This is a genomic window from Streptomyces sp. AN091965, from assembly GCF_022698285.1.
Taxonomy (GTDB): Bacteria; Actinomycetota; Actinomycetes; order Streptomycetales; family Streptomycetaceae; genus Streptomyces.
In genome coordinates this window covers 2883135-2901566 of the sequence record NZ_JALDMY010000001.1, presented here as the reverse complement: position 1 = coordinate 2901566, position 18432 = coordinate 2883135, and the positions used below count along the sequence as shown (strand labels likewise).

Here is an 18432-nt window from a genome sequence, read left to right as displayed (position 1 = left end):
GCGGCGCTAGAGCCCCAGCTGCTTGGTCTCGTGGAGCTTGGCCACGGCCTCCTTGTCGCCCTCGAGCTCCACGTCCGCCACCTCCTGGCGGCCGAAGACGAACATCAGGAGCTCGGCGGGCTCCCCGGTGGCCGTGACCACCGGAGTGCCGCGGTGGGCCACCGCCGTCTGCCCGTCGGGGCGGCGCAGGACCAGGCCCACGGGCGCCTTGCGGCCGATGACGCGGGCCGTGCGCTCCAGGCGTGCCCACAGGGCGTCGGAGAAGACGGGGTCGAGCTCGCGCGGGGTCCAGCCGGGCTCGGCCCGGCGCACGTCCTCGGTGTGGACGTAGAACTCGACGGCGTTCGCCGCCTCGTCGACCTGCTTCAGATTGAAGGGCGAGAACCGCGGCGGACCCGTGCGGATCAGCTGGATCAGCTCCTCGTACGGCTTCGCGGCGAACTCGGCCTGCACCCGCTCCAGACGGGACGCGAGCTGCTTGATCACGATTCCGCCCGCGGCGTCCGCGCGCCGCTCGCGCACCACCACGTGCGCGGCGAGATCACGGGTGCTCCAGCCCTCGCACAGGGTCGGTGCGTCCGGTCCCGCCGCCTCCAGGAGGTCCGCGAGGAGGAGTCGTTCACGCTTGGCATGGGTCGACATGGGAGCCAGCGTACGACCGCGCGTGCGGTCCGCACAGTGGACCTCCGCGGGGCGCGCCGCCCGGGCGCGGCACAATGGCGGGCATGAGCAGCACGCCCGCACCCAGCAGCCTCGACCCCGAGATCGCCGCCCGCATCAAGCGCGGCGCCGACGGGCTCTTCCCCGCCATCGCCCAGCAGTACGACACCGGTGAGGTGCTCATGCTCGGCTGGATGGACGACGAGGCGCTGCACCGCACCCTGACCACCGGCCGCTGCACCTACTGGTCGCGCAGCCGCCAGGAGTACTGGGTCAAGGGGGACACCTCCGGGCACGTCCAGCACGTGAAGTCCGTCGCCCTCGACTGCGACGCCGACACCGTCCTCGTCAAGGTCGACCAGGTCGGCGCCGCCTGCCACACGGGCACCCGCACCTGCTTCGACTCCGACGTGCTCCCGCTCGGCCAGTAGGGTCGCCCCATGGATCTTGAGACCTTCCGCAAGCTCGCGGCCGACCGCCGAGTGATCCCCGTCAGCCGCCGGCTCCTCGCCGACGGCGACACCCCGGTCGGGCTCTACCGCAAGCTCGCCGCCGAGCGGCCCGGCACCTTCCTCCTGGAGTCCGCGGAGAACGGCCGCGCCGACTTCCTCTGGTCTCGCTACTCCTTCGTCGGCGTGCGCAGCTCCGCCGCCCTGACCGTGCGCGACGGCGAGGCCCACTGGCTGGGCACCCCGCCGGTCGGCGTGCCCACGTCCGGCGACCCGCTCGCCGCGCTGCGCGCCACCGTCGCCGCCCTGCACACCCCGCGCGACCTCACCGGGGCCGAGGGCCTGCCGCCCTTCACCGGCGGCATGGTCGGCTACCTCGGCTACGACATCGTGCGCCGCCTGGAGAAGATCGGCCCCGGCGAGGTCGACGACCTCGGCCTCCCCGAGCTCACCATGCTGCTGACCAGCGACCTCGCCGTGCTCGACCACTGGGACGGCTCGGTCCTGCTCATCGCCAACGCGATCAACCACAACGACCTCGACACCGGCGTCGACGAGGCCCACGCCGACGCCGTGGCCCGGCTCGACGCCATGGAGGCCGACCTGTCGCGGCCGGTCGCGCAGCCCCCGGCCGCCCTTCCGCCCTCCGAGCTGCCGGAGTTCACCGCCCGCTGGGGCGGCCCCGATTACCAGGCCGCCGTCGAGGACATCAAGGAGCGCATCCGCGCGGGCGAGGCCTTCCAGGTCGTGCCCTCGCAGCGGTTCGAGACGCCGTGCGCGGCCAGCGCCCTGGACGTCTACCGGGTGCTGCGGGCCACCAACCCCTCCCCGTACATGTACCTGCTCCGCTTCGAGGGGTTCGACGTCGTCGGATCGAGCCCCGAGGCCCTGGTCAAGGTCGAGGACGGGCGCGCCATGGTGCACCCCATCGCCGGGACCCGCCCGCGCGGCGCCACGCCCAAGGAGGACCAGGAGCTCGCCGACGAGCTCCTGGCCGACCCCAAGGAGCGCGCCGAGCACCTGATGCTCGTCGACCTCGGCCGCAACGACCTCGGGCGCGTCTGCGAGCCGGGCTCCGTCGAGGTCGTGGACTTCATGTCCATCGAGAAGTACTCGCACGTCATGCACATCGTCTCGACGGTCACCGGCCGCGTCGCCGAGGGCCGCTCCGCCTTCGACGTGCTCACCGCCTGCTTCCCCGCGGGCACCCTCTCCGGCGCCCCCAAGCCCCGCGCGATGCAGATCATCGACGAGCTCGAACCCGCCCGGCGCGGCCTGTACGGCGGCTGCGTCGGCTATCTCGACTTCGCGGGCGACTCCGACACCGCCATCGCCATCCGCACCGCGCTGCTGCGCGACGGCACCGCCTACGTGCAGGCCGGGGCGGGCGTCGTCGCCGACTCCGACCCCGTCGCCGAGGACACCGAGTGCCGCAACAAGGCCGCCGCCGTGCTCCGCGCCATCCATACCGCGAACCGCCTGCACACCGCCGCGGGCCGTGAGGGATAGTGGACGGGTGACTTCTGCAGTACCTACGCCCCGTACCGAGGACGCGCCCCCGGCCGCCACGAGCCGCGCCGCGCGCGGCGGCCGCCGCAGCCTCGCCGCCGCCCTGCTGCTCGGCGCCGCGGGCGCGGCCCTCGCGCTGCTCGCCTCCCGGCAGTCCTGGGCGCACGGCTCCACGGCCGTCGCGGGCGGTGACTTCCCGCTGACCGCCAAGGGCAGCGACGTCACGGGCGTGCCCGCCGCGCTCGCGATAGTCGGCCTGGCCGCGCTCGTCGCGGTCTTCGCCGTCCGCCGCGCCGGGCGCGTGCTCGTGTCGGCGCTGCTCGCCCTCAGCGGTGTCGGCATCGCCGTCGCGGCGCTGCTCGGCGCGAGCGACCGCGCGGCCCTCGACGAGAAGGCCGCGACCGCCTCCGGCGACGCCGCGGCCGAGGTCGCCGGGCTCAGCCACACCGGCTGGCCGTACGCGGCCGTGGCCGCCGGCGTGCTCATCCTGGCCGCGGGGCTGCTGGCCCTGACCCGCGGCCGCGCCTGGCCCGCCATGTCCGGACGCTACGAGCGCGACGGCGCCCCGCGCCCGCGGGCCCGCCGCGCCCCGGACCCCGACCGCCCCGAGGACCTGTGGAAGGCCATCGACCGGGGCGAGGACCCGACACAGGCCGGCTAGCGGCCGTGCCGACCTGCCGGGACACCCCGGCACAGGGCATGATCCCGCGTACGGGACAATGGACCCAGCGTTCCACACACGCACAGCCACAGCTAACGAGGAGCAAGTCATGGCGGGACATGGCCACGGACACACCCCGGCCGCCTGGACCGGTGTCATCATCGCCTTCATCGGTTTCTGCGTCGCGGGTGCCTTCATGGTGATGGCGAAGCCCGTCGGCTTCTGGGCCGGCATGGCGATCATCCTCGTCGGCGGCCTCGTCGGCTTCGCGATGCGCCTGGCGGGCCTCGGCCAGAAGCCGCACCAGCACCAGGTGGCCCGCGCCGAGGGCTGACCGCGCGCGTACGCCGACGGGGCGGCCCGGACACACGTCCGGCCGCCCCGTCGGCGTACCGGCCGGGTGCCCGGACGGCGCCCGGGCGGCCCGCGGGGGACAATGCCCCGGTGACCGCCGAACAGGAGACCGCCGCGCCCGCGGGCGCGGGCCCCGCGCTGCGCCGCCTCGCCGTGCCGCTCGGCGTGCTCGGCTCCGTCGCCGCCGCCTTCGCGTACGTCGCCACCGTCGACCCGAACGAGCCCGGCCACTACCCGACCTGCCCGCTGCTGTACTTCACGGGCGTGTACTGCCCCGGCTGCGGCGGTCTGCGCAGCGCGTACGCCTTCGCCCACGGCGACCTCACCACGGCCCTCGGCGCCAACGCCGTCGCCGTCGTCGGCTACGGCCTCTTCGCCGTCCTGTGGGTGCTGTGGGCCGTCCGGGCGGTGCGCGGCAGACCCCCGCGGATCGAGCTCGGCCGGGCCCAGCTGTGGGCCGTCGGGGCCGTCCTCGCGCTCTTCACCCTCGTGCGCAATCTGCCGTTCGGGTCCTGGCTGCACCCCTAGCCGCCCCCGAGAGGCCGCCGCGGAACCGGCGTAGAGTCCAGGTAGTGAGAGCCTCGTCAACCGGATGCGAGTACTACGCCGTGCTGCGGATACCATCGCAGTGACCATCGGAAAGCAGGGAAGGGGGCCGCTCGCGTGAGTGTGCTCGACGAGATCATCGACGGAGTCCGTGCCGACCTCGCACAGCGGCAGGCGCGCGTCAGCCTCGACGAGCTCAAGGAGCGCGCGGCGAAGGCCCCGGCGGCCAAGGACGGCGCGGCCGCGCTGCGCGGCGAGGGCGTCAAGGTCATCTGCGAGGTCAAGCGCTCCAGCCCGTCCAAGGGTGCGCTCGCCGCGATCGCCGACCCGGCGGGCCTCGCCGCCGACTACGAGGCGGGCGGCGCCGCCGTCATCTCCGTGCTCACCGAGGAGCGCCGCTTCGGCGGCTCGCTCGCCGACCTGGAGGCCGTGCGCGCCAAGGTCGACATCCCGGTGCTTCGCAAGGACTTCATCGTCACCTCGTACCAGCTGTGGGAGGCCCGCGCGTACGGCGCCGACCTCGCCCTGCTGATCGTCGCGGCCCTCGACCAGCCCGCCCTGGAGTCGCTGATCGAGCGCGCCGAGTCCATCGGCCTCACCCCGATCGTGGAGGTCCACGACGAGGACGAGGCCGAGCGGGCCCTCGACGCGGGCGCCCGCGTCATCGGGGTGAACGCGCGGGACCTGAAGACCCTCAAGGTCGACCGCGCCACGTTCGAGCGCGTCGCGCCCGAGCTGCCCGACTCCGTGGTGAAGATCGCCGAGTCCGGCGTGCGCGGGCCGCACGACCTCATCGCCTACGCGAACGCGGGCGCCGACGCGGTGCTCGTGGGCGAGTCCCTCGTCACCGGCCGCGACCCGAGGGCCGCCGTGTCCGACCTGGTCGCGGCGGGTGCCCACCCGGCCCTGCGGCACGGCCGGAGCTGACCTCCCCCATGTCCGCCGAACGCCTCGCCGCCACGCGCGACCCGTACGCCCGCCTCGCCCGCGGGTGCCGGCCGCGTGGCTGCCGGGCGCCTGCGCGGCGGGTGCACGGGCGGCGCGTGCGGTACGTCATCGGGGACGAGCCCGGGCAGGTCAACGGCATGCGATGGCGCCCTCGCGGCGCGCGCCCCTGACGCTTTCCGCGGCTGGTCCGGCACCGCCGGTCCGGTCCGCAGGGGTTTCTCGCCGTCGCGGCGGATCCTGACTTCCCCAAGCCCACCCCTTCCCGAGACCGGGGGCTCCGCCCCCAGGACCCCGGGCGGGTGGGAGGATCCGCCGTGGAGCGGCGGCGCGCAGACGGTTACCCACGTTCGCTCACGCACGACAACGAGGTACCCACATGCCCAGCGAGTTCTTCATCCCCGACCCGGACGGCCAAGTCCCGAGCGCCGAAGGCTACTTCGGCGCCTTCGGCGGCAAGTTCATCCCGGAGGCCCTGGTCGCGGCAGTCGACGAGGTGGCCGTCGAGTTCGACAAGGCGAAGGCCGACCCCGAGTTCGCCCGGGAGCTCGACGACCTGCTCGTGAACTACACGGGCCGCCCCAGCGCCTTCACCGAGGTGCCGAGGTTCGCCGAGCACGCCGGTGGCGCTCGCGTCTTCCTGAAGCGGGAGGACCTCAACCACACCGGCTCCCACAAGATCAACAACGTACTCGGGCAGGCCCTGCTCACCCGGCGGATGGGCAAGACCCGGGTGATCGCCGAGACCGGGGCGGGCCAGCACGGCGTCGCCACGGCGACGGCCTGCGCGCTCTTCGGCCTCGACTGCACCATCTACATGGGCGAGATCGACACCCAGCGCCAGGCGCTGAACGTCGCCCGCATGCGGATGCTCGGCGCCGAGGTCATCGCGGTGAAGTCCGGCAGCCGCACGCTGAAGGACGCCATCAACGAGGCCTTCCGCGACTGGGTCGCCAACGTGGACCACACCCACTACCTGTTCGGGACCGTGGCCGGGCCGCACCCCTTCCCCGCCATGGTGCGGGACTTCCACCGCGTCATCGGGGTCGAGGCCCGGCGGCAGATCCTGGAGCGGGCCGGACGCCTGCCCGACGCCGCGATCGCCTGTGTCGGCGGCGGCTCCAACGCCATCGGCCTCTTCCACGCCTTCATCCCGGACACCGGCGTCCGGCTCATCGGGTGCGAGCCCGCGGGCCACGGCGTCGAGACCGGCGAGCACGCGGCCACGCTGACCGCGGGCGAGCCGGGCATCCTGCACGGCTCGCGCTCCTACGTCCTGCAGGACGAGGAGGGCCAGATCACCGAGCCCTACTCCATCTCGGCGGGGCTCGACTACCCGGGCATCGGCCCCGAGCACGCCTTCCTCAAGGACAGCGGCCGCGGCGAGTACCGGGCCGTCACCGACGACGCCGCCATGCAGGCCCTGCGCCTGCTCTCCCGCACCGAGGGGATCATCCCGGCGATCGAGAGCGCCCACGCGCTCGCGGGCGCCCTGGAGGTCGGCCGGGAGCTGGGCAAGGACGGCCTGATCGTCGTCAACCTCTCCGGGCGCGGCGACAAGGACATGGACACGGCCGCGCGCTACTTCGGCCTGTACGAGACCGACGCCGAGGTCGCCGCGGACGCCGCGGGCACCGCCGAGATCCAGGAGGACGCCAAGTGAGCGGCAACGTCCAGCTGTTGAGCGACACCCTCGCCGCCGCCAGGGCCGAGGGCCGGGCCGCGCTCATCGCGTACCTGCCCGCCGGCTTCCCGACCGTGGACGGCGGCATCGAGGCGATCAAGGCCGTCTTCGACGGCGGGGCGGACGTCGTGGAGGTGGGTCTGCCGCACAGCGACCCCGTCCTCGACGGGCCGGTCATCCAGACCGCCGACGACATCGCCCTGCGCGGCGGCGTCAGAATCGCGGACGTCCTGCGCACGGTGCGCGAGGCCCACGCGGCGACGGGCAAGCCGGTCCTCGTCATGACGTACTGGAACCCCATCGACCGCTACGGCGTGGAGCGCTTCACCGCCGAGCTCGCCGAGGCCGGCGGCGCGGGCTGCATCCTGCCCGACCTGCCCGTCCAGGAGTCGGCGCTGTGGCGCGAGCACGCGGCCAAGCACGACCTGGCCACCGTCTTCGTCGTCGCGCCGAGCAGCAAGGACGAGCGGCTCGCCACCATCACGGCGGCGGGCTCCGGCTTCGTGTACGCCGCCTCCCTGATGGGCGTCACCGGCACCCGCGTCTCGGTCGGAGCGCAGGCCGCTGACCTGGTCCGGCGCACCCGCGCCACCACCGACCTGCCGGTCTGCGTCGGCCTCGGCGTCTCGAACGCCGAGCAGGCCGCCGAGGTGGCGGGCTTCGCCGACGGCGTCATCGTCGGCTCGGCCTTCGTCCAGCGGATGCTCGACGCCGAGGACGAGTCCGCGGGCCTGGCGGCGGTGCGCGACCTCGCGGGCGAGCTGGCCCGGGGCGTGCGCGAGGGCTTGTCGTACGGGCGGTAGCTCGTACGGGTGGACCTGGACCGGGGAGGCGCGCTCGCGCCTCCCCGGTTCGTTTGGTCCCGTATGAGCGAGAAGAACCGTGAGGGTAAGCGCACGGCCCGGGAGCGCCTGGCCGAGGAGCGCGAGCGGCAGAAGAGAAGCGACAAGCGGCGCCGCGCGCTGCTGGTGAGCGCCGCAGTCGTCGGCGTCCTGGCCCTGGCCGCGGTCGGCGGCCTGCTCGCGGCCAACGCGGGGGACGACGACAAGAAGAAGGACACCTCGGGCCCCCTCGTCGCCCCCACGGGCGCGGCGGGCAAGGACAAGCTGGCCATCCAGTCGGGCAAGGACACCGCCAAGTCCACCCTCACCGTCTGGGAGGACTTCCGCTGCCCGGCCTGCAAGCAGTTCGAGGACGGCTACCGCTCGACGATCAACGACCTCGTGGGCAAGGGCAGCCTGAAGGTCCAGTACCACCTCGCGACCCTCATCGACGACAACATGGGCGGCTCCGGCTCCCTGCGCGCCGCCAACGCCGCGGCCTGCGCCCAGGACGCGGGCAAGTTCGCGCCGTACCACGACGTGCTGTTCGAGAACCAGCCCATGGAGACCGACGACGCCTTCGCGGACAACGACAAGCTGATCGAGCTCGCGGGCAAGGTCGAGGGACTCGACACCGCCCCCTTCAAGAAGTGCGTCACCGACGGCACGCACAACAGCTGGGTGACCAAGTCCGACAAGGCCTTCGAGGACGCGGGGCTGCGCGGCACGCCCACGGTCCTGCTCGACGGGAAGAACATCTTCGGGGACCAGAAGAACCCGCTGACCCCCGCCAAGCTCAAGGCCGCCGTGGAGAAGGCGAACGGCTAGCGGGCGCCCGCCCGGCGGCGACCGGATCTTGACCCGCCGCCGGGCCCCTGTTACGGACCCGTTGTCGGGCTGGTTGCCGCCGCCCCCGCCCGGCAGGGTAGCGTCGACCCTGCCATGGAATTTGCCTACATCCCCAGCCCCTCGCGCGGAGTGGTCGACCTCGGCCCCATCCCGCTGCGCGGCTACGCGTTCTGCATCATCATCGGCGTGTTCGTCGCCGTGTGGCTCGGCAACAAGCGGTGGGTCGCCCGCGGTGGGCAGCCCGGCACCGTGGCCGACATCGCCGTCTGGGCGGTGCCCTTCGGCCTGGTCGGCGGCCGTCTCTACCACGTGATCACGGACTACCAGCTGTACTTCGGCGACGGCCGTGACTGGGTGGACGCCTTCAAGATCTGGGAGGGCGGCCTCGGCATCTGGGGCGCGATCGCGTTCGGTGCGGTCGGCGCCTGGATCGGCTGTCGCAGGCGCGGCATCCCGCTGCCCGCCTGGGCCGACGCCCTTGCCCCCGGCATCGCCTTCGCCCAGGCGATCGGCCGCTGGGGCAACTGGTTCAACCAGGAGCTGTACGGCAGGGCGACCGACGTCCCCTGGGCGCTGAAGATCACCAGCTCGGACGACGGCCGCGTCCCCGGCACCTACCACCCGACGTTCCTGTACGAGTCGCTGTGGTGCGTCGGCGTCGGACTGCTCGTCCTCTGGGCGGACCGGCGCTTCAAGCTGGGCCACGGCCGGGCCTTCGCGCTGTACGTCGCCTCGTACTGTGTGGGCCGCTTCTGGATCGAGTACATGCGCGTCGACGACGCGCACGAATTCCTCGGCCTGCGCCTGAACAACTGGACCGCGCTCCTGGTCTTCGTGCTCGCCGTGGTGTACCTCGTGCTGTCGGCCCGGCTGCGGCCCGGGCGCGAGGAGGTCGTCGAACCGCTTCCCGCCACCGGCGCCCCCGGTGGTGCCAAGGGCGAGCCCGTGGACGCCCTGGCCAAGGCCGGTGCGGACAAGAGCGAGGTGGAGAAGCCCGGGGCGGAGAAGGCCGGGTCCGGCGGCGAGGCGGAGTCCGCCTCCAAGGGCTGAGGCGGAGGCGGCTACGGCGTGCGGTGGAACAGGGCGAGCGTCCTGTGGGCCTGCTCCACCACCGCGCGGTCCACGAAGCGGCCGTCGGGGAGCGCCTGCGCCCCCTGCTCCGCGGCCGCCGCCTTGAGGACCTCCTCCGCCTGTTCGACCTCCTGCGGTGTCGGCAGATAGGCGCGCTCGATCACCGGCAGCTGGCGCGGGTGGATCGCCGCGCGGCCGAGCAGCCCCAGGGCGCGGCCGCGGGCGCAGGACGCCGTGAGGCCGTCCAGATCGCGGACGTCGGGGTAGACCGACTGGGCGGGCGGCGGCAGTCCGGCCGCCCGGGCCGCCACGACCACGCGGGAGCGGCACCAGTCCAGGCCCGTCTCGTCCCGTACGCCGAGGTCGGCGCGGAGGTCCGCCTCGCCGATGGACAGGCCGCGCAGCGCCGGGTGGGCGGTCGCGACGGCGAAGGCCCGCTCCACGCCCAGGGCCGACTCAAGGAGGGCGTACAGGGCGGGGGCGCCGCCGTCCCGGGGAGCGGCCCGTTCGGCGGTGCGGATCACGTCGGCGGCCGAGGCGACCTTGGGCAGCCGCAGGCCCGCGAGGCCGGGCAGCGGGGCCAGCGCCGCCAGATCGGCGTCGGACGGGGGAGTGCCGAGGGCGTTCACGCGGACGTGGACCGGCACGGGGCACGGCTCGGCGAGCAGCTCGGCGGTGGCCGCGCGGGCGTAGGCCTTGCGGCCTCGGGCCACCGCGTCCTCCAGGTCGACGATCACCACGTCCGCGCCCGCCACCAGCGCCTTGGCCACCACCTCGGGCCGGTCGCCGGGGACGTACAGCCAGGTCAGCGGGTGCGGTCTCACAGGGCGCCCGCCGTGCGCAGCGAGGCGATCTCCGCGGCCGTCAGGCCGAGCCCGGTGAGGATCTCGTCGGTGTCGGCGCCGTGCGGGCGGCCCGCCCAGCGGATCGCGCCGGGCGTCTCGGAGAGGCGGAACAGCACGTTCTGCATGCGCAGCGGGCCGAGCTCGGCATCGGGGACCGTGGTGAGGGTGCCCAGGGCCGCGTACTGCGGGTCCGTCATCACGTCCCGTACGTCCTGGACCGGGGCCACCGCCGCCTCCGCCTTCTCGAAGGCCTCGATGACCTCGGCGCGGGTGTGCCGGGCGATCCAGGAGCCGACGGCCTCGTCGAGGACGTCCGCGTGCGCGGCGCGTCCGGCGCCCGTGGTGAACCACGGCTCGGCGGTCAGCTCGGGGCGGCCGACCAGGCGCATCACCCGCTCCGCGATCGACTGGGCCGACGTGGACACCGCGACCCAGCCGCCGTCGGCCGTGCGGTAGGTGTTGCGGGGCGCGTTGTTCGTCGAGCGGTTGCCGGTGCGCGGCTGTACGTGGCCCAGCTGGTCGTACCAGAGCGGCTGCGGGCCGAGGACCGTGAGGATCGGCTCGATGATCGCCATGTCGACGACCTGGCCCCGGCCCGTGCGCTCACGGGCCGCAAGCGCCGTCATCACCGCGTACGCCGTGGCGAGCCCCGCGACGGAGTCCGCGAGGCCGAACGGCGGCAGCGTGGGCGGCCCGTCGGGCTCGCCGGTCACCGCGGCGAAGCCGCTCATCGCCTCGGCGAGGGTGCCGAAGCCGGGGCGGCGCGCGTACGGGCCGAACTGTCCGAAGCCCGTGACGCGGGCCAGGACCAGGCGCGGGTTGGCCGCGCTCAGCTCCTCCCAGCCCAGGTCCCACTTCTCCAGGGTGCCCGGACGGAAGTTCTCCACGAGCACGTCCGCGGCTGCGGCCAGGCGCAGCAGGGTCGCCCGGCCGCCGGGCGTCGACAGGTCGAGCGTCATCGTGCGCTTGTTGCGGCCGAGCAGCTTCCACCACAGGCCGACGCCGTCCTTCGCCGGGCCGTGGCCCCGCGAGGGGTCGGGGCGCGTGGGGTGCTCGACCTTGATGACGTCCGCGCCGAAGTCGCCGAGGAAGGTGGCGGCCAGCGGCCCAGCGAAGAGCGTGGCGAGGTCGACGACGCGCAGGCCGTCCAGCGGGGGCCGCGTCACCGGTCCGCCGCCGCTTCGGCCCGGGCGCCGGACTCCGCGTCGATCTCCGCGCGGTACGGCATGGACGCGGCCGCGCCCGGCCGCCGCACGGACAGCGCGGCGGCCGCCGAGGCCCAGGCGAGCGCGGCCGGCATGGGCCTGCCCTCGCCGAGGGCCACCGCGAGGGCGCCCACGAAGGTGTCGCCCGCGCCCGTGGTGTCCACGGCCGTGACCCGGGGCGCGGGCACCGTGACCGGTTCGGCGCCGCGCGCCGCGTACAGGCTGCCCTCGGCGCCGAGCGTGACGACGACCTCCGGGACCCGGTCGAGGAGCGCGTGGGCCGCCGCGTGCGGGTCGGCGGCCCCGGTGAGGGCGGCGGCCTCGTGCTCGTTGGGGATCAACAGGTCGGTGGCGTCGAGGAGTTCGGGCGGCAGGGGCCGTGCGGGGGCGGGGGTGAGGACGGTGCGCACACCGTGGTCGCGGGCGTGGCGGGCGGCGGCGACGACCCCGTCGAGCGGGACCTCCAGCTGGAGCAGGAGCAGGTCCGCGGAGGTGATGAGCGCTTCGTCGCCGTGGGTCAGGGCGGTCAGGGTGGCGTTGGCGCCCGGCACGACCACGATGGCGTTGCCGCCGTCGTCGTCGACGACGATGTGCGCGGTGCCTGTCGTGCCCTCCACGGTGCGCAGCAGGTCGGTGTCCACGCCCGAGTGGTCGAGCGCGGTGCGCAGCTGGGTGCCGAAGGCGTCGGTGCCGACCGCGCCGACCATCGAGACGGTGGCACCCGCCCGGGCCGCGGCGACGGCCTGGTTGGCGCCCTTGCCGCCGGGGAAGGTGCGGAACTCGCGGCCGGTGACGGTCTCGCCGCGCCGCGGGGCCTCGGGCACGTACGCGACGAGGTCCATGTTGGTGCTGCCCAGGACGACGATGTGGGGGGCCATCAGGGAGACGTCTCCTCTACGGGATGATGGTGCGTCAGTTCGGTGGTCAGGTCGGCCAGTTCGTCGAAGCCGATGCCGTCGAAGGCGCCGACGGACGTGGCGAGGCGGTTCTTCAGCGGGGCGGTCCAGCGGGCCGGGAGCGCGTCCGGGTGCCCGGCGAGCAGGCCCGCGACCGAACCGGCCGTCGCGCCGCCCGAGTCCGTGTCCCAGCCGCCGGAGACCACGCGCGTGATGGAGCCGGTGAAGTCGCCGTCGGCGTGGGTGAGGGCGGCGGCGAGCAGGGCCGCGTTCGGCACGACGTGGACCCAGTGGTAGTGGCCGTACGCGGCGTGCAGGGCGTCGGCGACGTCGTCGAAGCGGCGTGTCGTACGGGCCAGTTCGATGCCGTGCCCGACCGCGCGGGCGAGGCGGGACTCCGGTGGGACCACCGCAAGGCCCGCCGCCAGGCAGTGGTGGACGTCGCCGCTCCCGGACGCGGCCTGGGCGATCGTGGCCGCCGCGAACATCGCGCCGTACACGCCGTTGCCGGTGTGGGTCAGACACGCGTCCCGCCGGGCCTGTTCGGCGGCCGCCACGGGGTCACCGGGGTGGGTCCAGCCGTGTACGTCGGCGCGGATCAGGGCGCCGATCCACTCGCGGAACGGGTTGCGGTGCCGGGCCGTGCGGGGCGGTGCGACGCCGTTGAGGAGGTTGCGGTACGCGACGCGCTCGGCGGTGAAGGTGCGGGCGGCGGGGAGCTCGTCGAGCCAGAGCGCGGCCACGTCCGACGGGGTGAAGGCGGGGCCGTGGCGGCGCAGGAGCAGCAGGTTGAGGAGCGGGTAGTTGAGGTCGTCGTCCTCCGGCATGCCGTCGATGTTCTCGGCCAGGGAGGTGCGGGCGGAGCGCCTGTTCCAGGGGTGGCGCGCGATGAGCTCGGGCGGGACGCCCCGGGCGGTGAACCAGGTGGTCAGGGGCCAGTTGCCCGCGGCCTCGGCGAGGGCGCGGATGGCGTGCCGGGGGAGCTTCTCCACGGGTTTGCCCAGGAGGCAGCCCGCGGCTCTGCCGAGCCAGGCGGCGTGGACGCGGCCGCGGTGCCCTCGCGGGGGCGCCCCGGGTTCATCGCGCTGCGCGCTCGTCCTCAATCGCCGGACGGGCTGGATGTCCGCTTGCGCGCCGTCCAATTCCGCCAAGAGGTCTTCCGCCAGGGCCCGCAGGCGGGGCGGGGCCGGGTGGGGGGACGTGCCCGAGCGGGGTGGGGTCGGGTCGCCGCCCGCGGCCAGCCAGCGGGCCCGGGCCGCGGTGACGTCGCGGCCCTCCTCTTCCGCCTGGCGGAGTTCGTGGGCGATGAGGTCCTCGGCCTGGAGCCAGGTGAGGCGCATCAGGGGGCGCCGCCCGTCAGGGACGCGAACGCGTGCTCGTGGGCGCGGCGGCGGGCCCGGTCCTTGGCGAAGACCTCCTCGGCGACCGCCGTCAGGGCGCGGGCCGGGGCGTGCAGGTCCAGACGGCTCGCCTCGGCCACCCGCTTCGACCAGTCGGGCGGGACGGCGGCCTCGCCGCGCAGGGCGCCCGCGAGCGCGCCGCTCATCGTGGCGATCGAGTCGCAGTCGCGGCCGTAGTTCACCGAGCCGAGCACGGTGGCGCGGTAGTCGCCGTCGCCGATCAGCAGCATGCCGAGCGCGACGGGGAGTTCCTCGACGGCGTGCAGCCGCGAGGGGCGGCGGGCGCCCAGGGACGGGGCGCGGTAGTCGGGGCCGACGGTGTCGAAGGGGGCGATTGCCGCGCGCAGCGGGCGCAGTGCCGTCTCGTACGCGCGATGGCGGGCCGCCGTCTCCGCCACCGCCTCGATCGCCGCCCGCGTGCCGTCCTTCGCCAGGGCCAGACAGGTGTCGATCACCGTGGTGGGCGTGGCGCCGGGGGTGCAGGCCGCCGCCACGGCTGCCGCGAAGACGCCCGCGGCCTCCCGCCCGTACGACGACTGGTGCGCGCCCGCCACGTCCAGGGCCTCGGCGTACGCGGCCTCGGGGTGGGCGGCGTTGACCAGGCCGACCGGCGCCATGTACATCGCCGCGCCGCAGTTGACGATGTTGCCGGTGCCCGCCTCGCGCGGGTCCACGTGGCCGTAGTGCAGCCGGGCGACGAGCCACTTCTCGGCGAGGAAGAGGCGGTGCAGGGGCAGGGCCTCGGCTTCGAGCTCCGGGATCCAGCGCGGGTTCGACATCAGGTCGGGGACCAGGTGCTCGGCGATCGCGTACGCGTCCACGTGGTCGCGTACGGCCGTGTACACGCGGATGAGCGCGTGCGTCATCAAGGTGTCGTCGGTGACGTGGCCGTCGCCCTTGTGGTACGGGGCGAGGGGGCGGGCGGTGCGCCAGGCGTCGCCGTGCCAGGGGCCGACGACGCCGTGGACCGGGCCGCCGTGCCGGTCCGCGATCTGCTCGGGGGAGTAGCCCTCCACGGGGCCGCCGAGCGCGTCGCCGACGGCCGCGCCCACGAGGGCGCCGGTGACACGGTCCGCGAGCGGCGTCCTGTTCGGTGGTGGCATGTCTGGATCGCCTTCCTGGGGTGGTCAGTTCGTACGGGTCAGATGTCCGGCCAGCTCCACCAGGTCGGTACCCGCGAGGCGGGGCAGGGCACAGCCCGACAGGGTGCGGCAGGACGCGCGCCAGCTGTCGGGGATCGCGGCGGCCGTGCCCAGGACGCCGGTCAGGGCACCGGCGAGCGCGGGCGCCGAGTCCGCGACGCGGGACAGGCAGGCGGCGGCGGGCACCGCCTCGCGGACCCGGCCGCGGGCCGCGGTGGCCAGGGCCAGGGCGACCGGGACGGTCTCGGCGGCGGCGATGCCGTAGCTGTAGACGTGGTCGACGATCTCGTGCTCCAGGAGCGGGACCAGGGCGAACGTGGCGTCGGCGGCGGGCGCGCAGGTGCGGGCGAGCTGCACGGCGTGCCGGGCGTTGCGCCCGATCTCGGTGTGCTCGGGGAGCTGGGCGAGGGCGGCGTCCACCGCGGCGTCGGGCCCGGCGCCGCCGAGGGCGGCCGCGACCGCCGCGGCCATCGCGCGGGCGCCGTGCACGCCGTCGCCGTCCTGGGTGTAGCGGGCGTCGAACTCGGCGAGCCCGGCGGCCCGTTCGGGGTCGCCGGGGTGTACGAGGGCGAGGACGCAGGCGCGTACGCAGGCCGCGTCGTCGAAGAAGTGCGGGTTGTCGTGGCCGGTGGCGGGCGGGGTGAGGCCCGCGGCCAGGTTGCCGAGGCCCGCGCGCACGGAGATGCGGGCGCGCAGGGGGAGGACGGCGGACTCCACCTCGGGGGCGCGGGCCGCGGCGGCGGCCACCTCGCTGGCGAGGGTGTTCCAGGACAGGGCGAGGGTGGCGCGGGTGCGGCGGTCCCTGGTGAGGGCGGGGTCGAGGGTGCCGTCGGCCGCGTGCAGGACGGATTCGGCGGTGAGCGCGGCCCATTCGGCGTCGTCCGAGGGGCCGAGGCGCAGGGGCTCGGGGGGCTGGTTCAGGGCGATGGGGACGGGGAGGGTGGTAGTGGCGTTGTGCTCGGCGAAGGTGTCCAGTTCCCGGGTGAGGCGGCGGGTCCAGTCGGGCATGCGCGACGCCCTGTGCCGGGCCGATGGCCAACCGGCGGCGTCGCCTGCGGCCAGGCCCAGCAGGAGGCCCTCGACCTGGGCCCTGTCCAGGGCCCTGTGGGCGGGGCTGCGCCCCGGGCCCCGGGGCCTGGTTGCACAGTTGCTCGGCACCTGGGGCTGTGCCCACCCTTCCCCAAGCTCTCGGCTTCGCTCGAGCAGGGGAGACCCCACGTGCCCTGCGGGACGATTGCCCACAGCGGCAGGGGTTCTTGCCAGGAGTTCCGCTACCTCCAGTACGTGGTGGCCCTTCATGGAGGGGAGGCAGGTGCCCCTTACCGGGCCGATCGCCGCCGACCACTCCGGGGGGATCGAGGCGGCGCCGCCCGTGGCTCCGGCGAGGGCGCCCGCCACCGCCGCCGTGGTGTCCGCGTCGCGGCCCATGTTGACCGCGGTGAGGACCGCCGTCGCGAAGTCGCCCCGGGCGGCCGCGTACGCGCCGAAGGCGAGGCCCACCGCTTCGGGGGCCAGGTCCGTCCAGGGGTAGCCGCCGATGACGACCGCCGAGCGGACCGCGCGTTCGCCCCGGTGGGCCACGGCGACGGCGCGGCGCAGGGAGCGCGAGGTCCAGGAGTCGTACGGGATGACGGACAGGGCCGCGGCGACCACCGTCTCCACCGGGGCCCCGGCCATCGCCGCCGCGACGCCCGCCGCGACGGCCCGGCCGCCGTGGATGCCCTCGCCGTCGTGGCTGACGGTGCCGTCGACGGCGACCAGGCGGGCCGCCTCGGCGGGGCGCCCCGCGGCGAAGACGCCGAAGGGCGCGGCCCGCATCGCGAGGCCGTCGCTCCAGGCGTGCCGGTGCTGGGCGGAGATGGGGGCGGCCAGGCCCCTGCGCAGGTTCTCCAGGGTGCCGCGTTCGCTGAACCCGGCACCCCGGAAGGGGCCTTCGTCCAGGTCGGCGATCCACCGGTGCCAGGCGTGTTCGACGTGCGCGACGGTGAGGGCGGAGCCGTGCCGGGCGAGCAGCAGACCGGAGAAGATCGCGTACTCGGTGTCGTCGGTGCCCGCCGGGTGCTCGGCGACGTACCCGGTGATGCGGCCCCAACGGCGGCGGATCTCGGACGGTTTCAGGTTCTCGGCGGGCGCGCCGAGGGCGTCGCCGACCGCGAGACCGAGCATCGCTCCGCGGGCCCGCTCGCGCAGGCCGCCCGCGCCGTCGGGCGCCGGGACCGGGGGAACACAGGCGATGGACGCCATGTCCTGCCTCCCATCGCGCCGAGTGCCGGTGAATCGTGCTGGGAGCATCTCTGCCACGCCGGGCCACTCATGTGAGCATGCGGGCGCTCAGCATCACTCCTTCGGCATGTCCGCGACGGCTTTGCGGGGGCCACCCGCGAGGGCTCACAGGGGTGTGTTTTCGCAGGTAAGTACGGCCTTCCTTGCTGGCGAGAGCGATTTTTCGCGCGTACTTTCGAGATCGCCGACGAGATGTCAGAGCGATGCCGAGACGTACAGAGCCATTCCTGAGGGGGCCGCACCATGGCGATCATCGAGAACGAAGCGACACTGCACGAGGCGCACCGTGACAACCACACCCACCGTGACGTCAACGGTGGCTGGCTGCGCCCGGCCGTCTTCGGGGCCATGGACGGCCTGGTGTCCAACCTCGCCCTGATGACGGGCGTCGCGGGCGGGGCCGTGTCGCAGCAGACCGTCGTGATCACCGGGCTCTCCGGGCTCGCGGCCGGGGCGTTCTCCATGGCCGCGGGCGAGTACACGTCCGTCGCCTCGCAGCGCGAGCTGGTGCAGGCCGAACTGGACGTGGAGCGCCGCGAGTTGCGCAAGCACCCCAAGGACGAGGAGCAGGAGCTGGCCGCGCTCTACGAGTCCCGCGGCGTCGAGCCCGCGCTCGCCCGCGAGGTGGCGCGGCAGCTGTCGAAGGACCCCGAGCAGGCCCTGGAGATCCACGCCCGCGAGGAGCTCGGCATCGACCCGGGCGACCTGCCCTCGCCGGTCGTGGCGGCGGTCTCGTCCTTCGGCTCGTTCGCCCTCGGCGCGCTCCTGCCCGTGCTGCCGTATCTGCTGGGCGCCGACGCGCTGTGGCCCGCGGTGCTGCTCGCGCTCGTCGGCCTGTTCGCGTGCGGCGCCGTCGTCGCCAAGGTGACCGCCCGCTCGTGGTGGTTCAGCGGGCTGCGCCAGCTCGTGCTCGGCGGGGCGGCGGCGGGTGTGACGTACGCCCTGGGCAGCCTGTTCGGCACGGCCGTAGGATGACCGATCGCAGGGGTATGCGGAATCCCGTACAAGTATCCGTTTCCGGGCTGTTTCGATCCGCTGGTCGCCGGGCATGAGCCGTAAGCGCTGCGGGCAATGAGGCCCGTGGTCGCTCCGGGCCGACGGTCACCGATCTG

The 18432-nt window shown here is 74.6% G+C and carries 19 protein-coding genes and 1 pseudogene; 12 read left to right on the top strand and 8 right to left on the bottom strand.

The window, feature by feature from the left end:
* Positions 1-6 precede the first annotated feature (6 nt).
* Positions 7-642, bottom strand: a complete 636-nt coding sequence (locus MQV74_RS12035) for a TIGR03085 family metal-binding protein (protein WP_138959196.1) — start codon at positions 640-642, stop codon at positions 7-9.
* Positions 643-725: 83 nt separating this feature from the next.
* Between MQV74_RS12035 and hisI the strand changes: the two genes are divergently transcribed.
* The 11 genes from hisI to lgt all read left to right on the top strand — a co-directional run bounded on the left by hisI (position 726) and on the right by lgt (position 9528).
* Positions 726-1091: a phosphoribosyl-AMP cyclohydrolase gene (gene hisI / locus MQV74_RS12030; protein WP_242716785.1), complete on the top strand. Its 366-nt coding sequence runs from the start codon at positions 726-728 to the stop codon at positions 1089-1091.
* A 9-nt stretch (positions 1092-1100) separates the two neighbouring features.
* Complete coding sequence (locus tag MQV74_RS12025) at positions 1101-2618, top strand: anthranilate synthase component I (RefSeq protein WP_242716777.1); 1518 nt, start codon at positions 1101-1103, stop codon at positions 2616-2618.
* A gap of 7 nt (positions 2619-2625) precedes the next feature.
* Positions 2626-3279, top strand: a complete 654-nt coding sequence (locus tag MQV74_RS12020) for a TIGR02234 family membrane protein (RefSeq protein WP_242716775.1) — start codon at positions 2626-2628, stop codon at positions 3277-3279.
* 109 nt (positions 3280-3388) lie between these two features.
* Positions 3389-3613: an HGxxPAAW family protein gene (locus MQV74_RS12015; RefSeq protein WP_242716773.1), complete on the top strand. Its 225-nt coding sequence runs from the start codon at positions 3389-3391 to the stop codon at positions 3611-3613.
* A gap of 110 nt (positions 3614-3723) precedes the next feature.
* A complete protein-coding gene (locus MQV74_RS12010) occupies positions 3724-4161 on the top strand; it encodes a DUF2752 domain-containing protein (protein WP_242716771.1) in 438 nt (145 codons plus the stop codon).
* Between the two features lie 135 nt (positions 4162-4296).
* Positions 4297-5106 carry an indole-3-glycerol phosphate synthase TrpC gene (trpC, locus tag MQV74_RS12005; protein WP_138959190.1) on the top strand — a complete coding sequence of 270 codons (810 nt, stop codon included), beginning with the start codon at positions 4297-4299 and terminating at the stop codon, positions 5104-5106.
* Positions 5107-5114: 8 nt separating this feature from the next.
* The gene (gene trpM, locus MQV74_RS41145) at positions 5115-5297 is read left to right on the top strand and encodes a tryptophan biosynthesis modulator TrpM (RefSeq protein ID WP_138959189.1); all 183 of its coding nucleotides are present in this window, start codon (positions 5115-5117) and stop codon (positions 5295-5297) included.
* A gap of 206 nt (positions 5298-5503) precedes the next feature.
* Entirely contained in the window at positions 5504-6787 is a 1284-nt protein-coding gene (gene trpB / locus MQV74_RS12000; RefSeq protein WP_242716769.1) for a tryptophan synthase subunit beta, read from the top strand.
* Positions 6784-7611, top strand: coding sequence for a tryptophan synthase subunit alpha (trpA, locus tag MQV74_RS11995; RefSeq protein ID WP_242716767.1), 828 nt, complete (start codon positions 6784-6786; stop codon positions 7609-7611). The genes trpB and trpA overlap by 4 nt, the downstream gene beginning before the upstream one ends.
* Positions 7612-7674: 63 nt before the next feature.
* Positions 7675-8457: a DsbA family protein gene (locus MQV74_RS11990; protein ID WP_242716758.1), complete on the top strand. Its 783-nt coding sequence runs from the start codon at positions 7675-7677 to the stop codon at positions 8455-8457.
* 114 nt (positions 8458-8571) lie between these two features.
* On the top strand, positions 8572-9528 hold the full coding sequence (lgt, locus tag MQV74_RS11985; RefSeq protein ID WP_242716756.1) for a prolipoprotein diacylglyceryl transferase: 957 nt from the start codon (positions 8572-8574) through the stop codon (positions 9526-9528).
* Between the two features lie 11 nt (positions 9529-9539).
* Here the strand turns inward: lgt and MQV74_RS11980 are convergent, their stop codons facing one another.
* The 7 genes and pseudogenes from MQV74_RS11980 to MQV74_RS11950 all read right to left on the bottom strand — a co-directional run.
* Entirely contained in the window at positions 9540-10373 is an 834-nt protein-coding gene (locus MQV74_RS11980; protein WP_242716748.1) for an HpcH/HpaI aldolase/citrate lyase family protein, read from the bottom strand.
* Positions 10370-11560, bottom strand: a complete 1191-nt coding sequence (locus MQV74_RS11975; protein ID WP_242716746.1) for a CaiB/BaiF CoA transferase family protein — start codon at positions 11558-11560, stop codon at positions 10370-10372. The genes MQV74_RS11980 and MQV74_RS11975 overlap by 4 nt, the downstream gene beginning before the upstream one ends.
* Positions 11557-12477, bottom strand: coding sequence for a ribokinase (gene rbsK, locus MQV74_RS11970; RefSeq protein WP_242716744.1), 921 nt, complete (start codon positions 12475-12477; stop codon positions 11557-11559). The genes MQV74_RS11975 and rbsK overlap by 4 nt, the downstream gene beginning before the upstream one ends.
* Positions 12477-13835: an ADP-ribosylglycohydrolase family protein gene (locus MQV74_RS11965; protein WP_242716742.1), complete on the bottom strand. Its 1359-nt coding sequence runs from the start codon at positions 13833-13835 to the stop codon at positions 12477-12479. Before MQV74_RS11965 ends, rbsK begins: the two co-directional genes overlap by 1 nt.
* Positions 13835-14998, bottom strand: coding sequence for an ADP-ribosylglycohydrolase family protein (locus tag MQV74_RS11960; RefSeq protein WP_242716740.1), 1164 nt, complete (start codon positions 14996-14998; stop codon positions 13835-13837). The genes MQV74_RS11965 and MQV74_RS11960 overlap by 1 nt, the downstream gene beginning before the upstream one ends.
* 24 nt (positions 14999-15022) lie before the next feature.
* Positions 15023-16135 carry an ADP-ribosylglycohydrolase family protein gene (locus tag MQV74_RS11955; RefSeq protein WP_242728616.1) on the bottom strand — a complete coding sequence of 371 codons (1113 nt, stop codon included), beginning with the start codon at positions 16133-16135 and terminating at the stop codon, positions 15023-15025.
* Between the two features lie 162 nt (positions 16136-16297).
* Positions 16298-17281 (bottom strand): annotated as a pseudogene (locus tag MQV74_RS11950) (ADP-ribosylglycohydrolase family protein); the annotation flags it as partial.
* Between the two features lie 282 nt (positions 17282-17563).
* Between MQV74_RS11950 and MQV74_RS11945 the strand changes: the two are divergent.
* Positions 17564-18295: a VIT1/CCC1 transporter family protein gene (locus MQV74_RS11945; RefSeq protein WP_242716738.1), complete on the top strand. Its 732-nt coding sequence runs from the start codon at positions 17564-17566 to the stop codon at positions 18293-18295.
* The last annotated feature ends 137 nt before the right edge of the window (positions 18296-18432 follow it).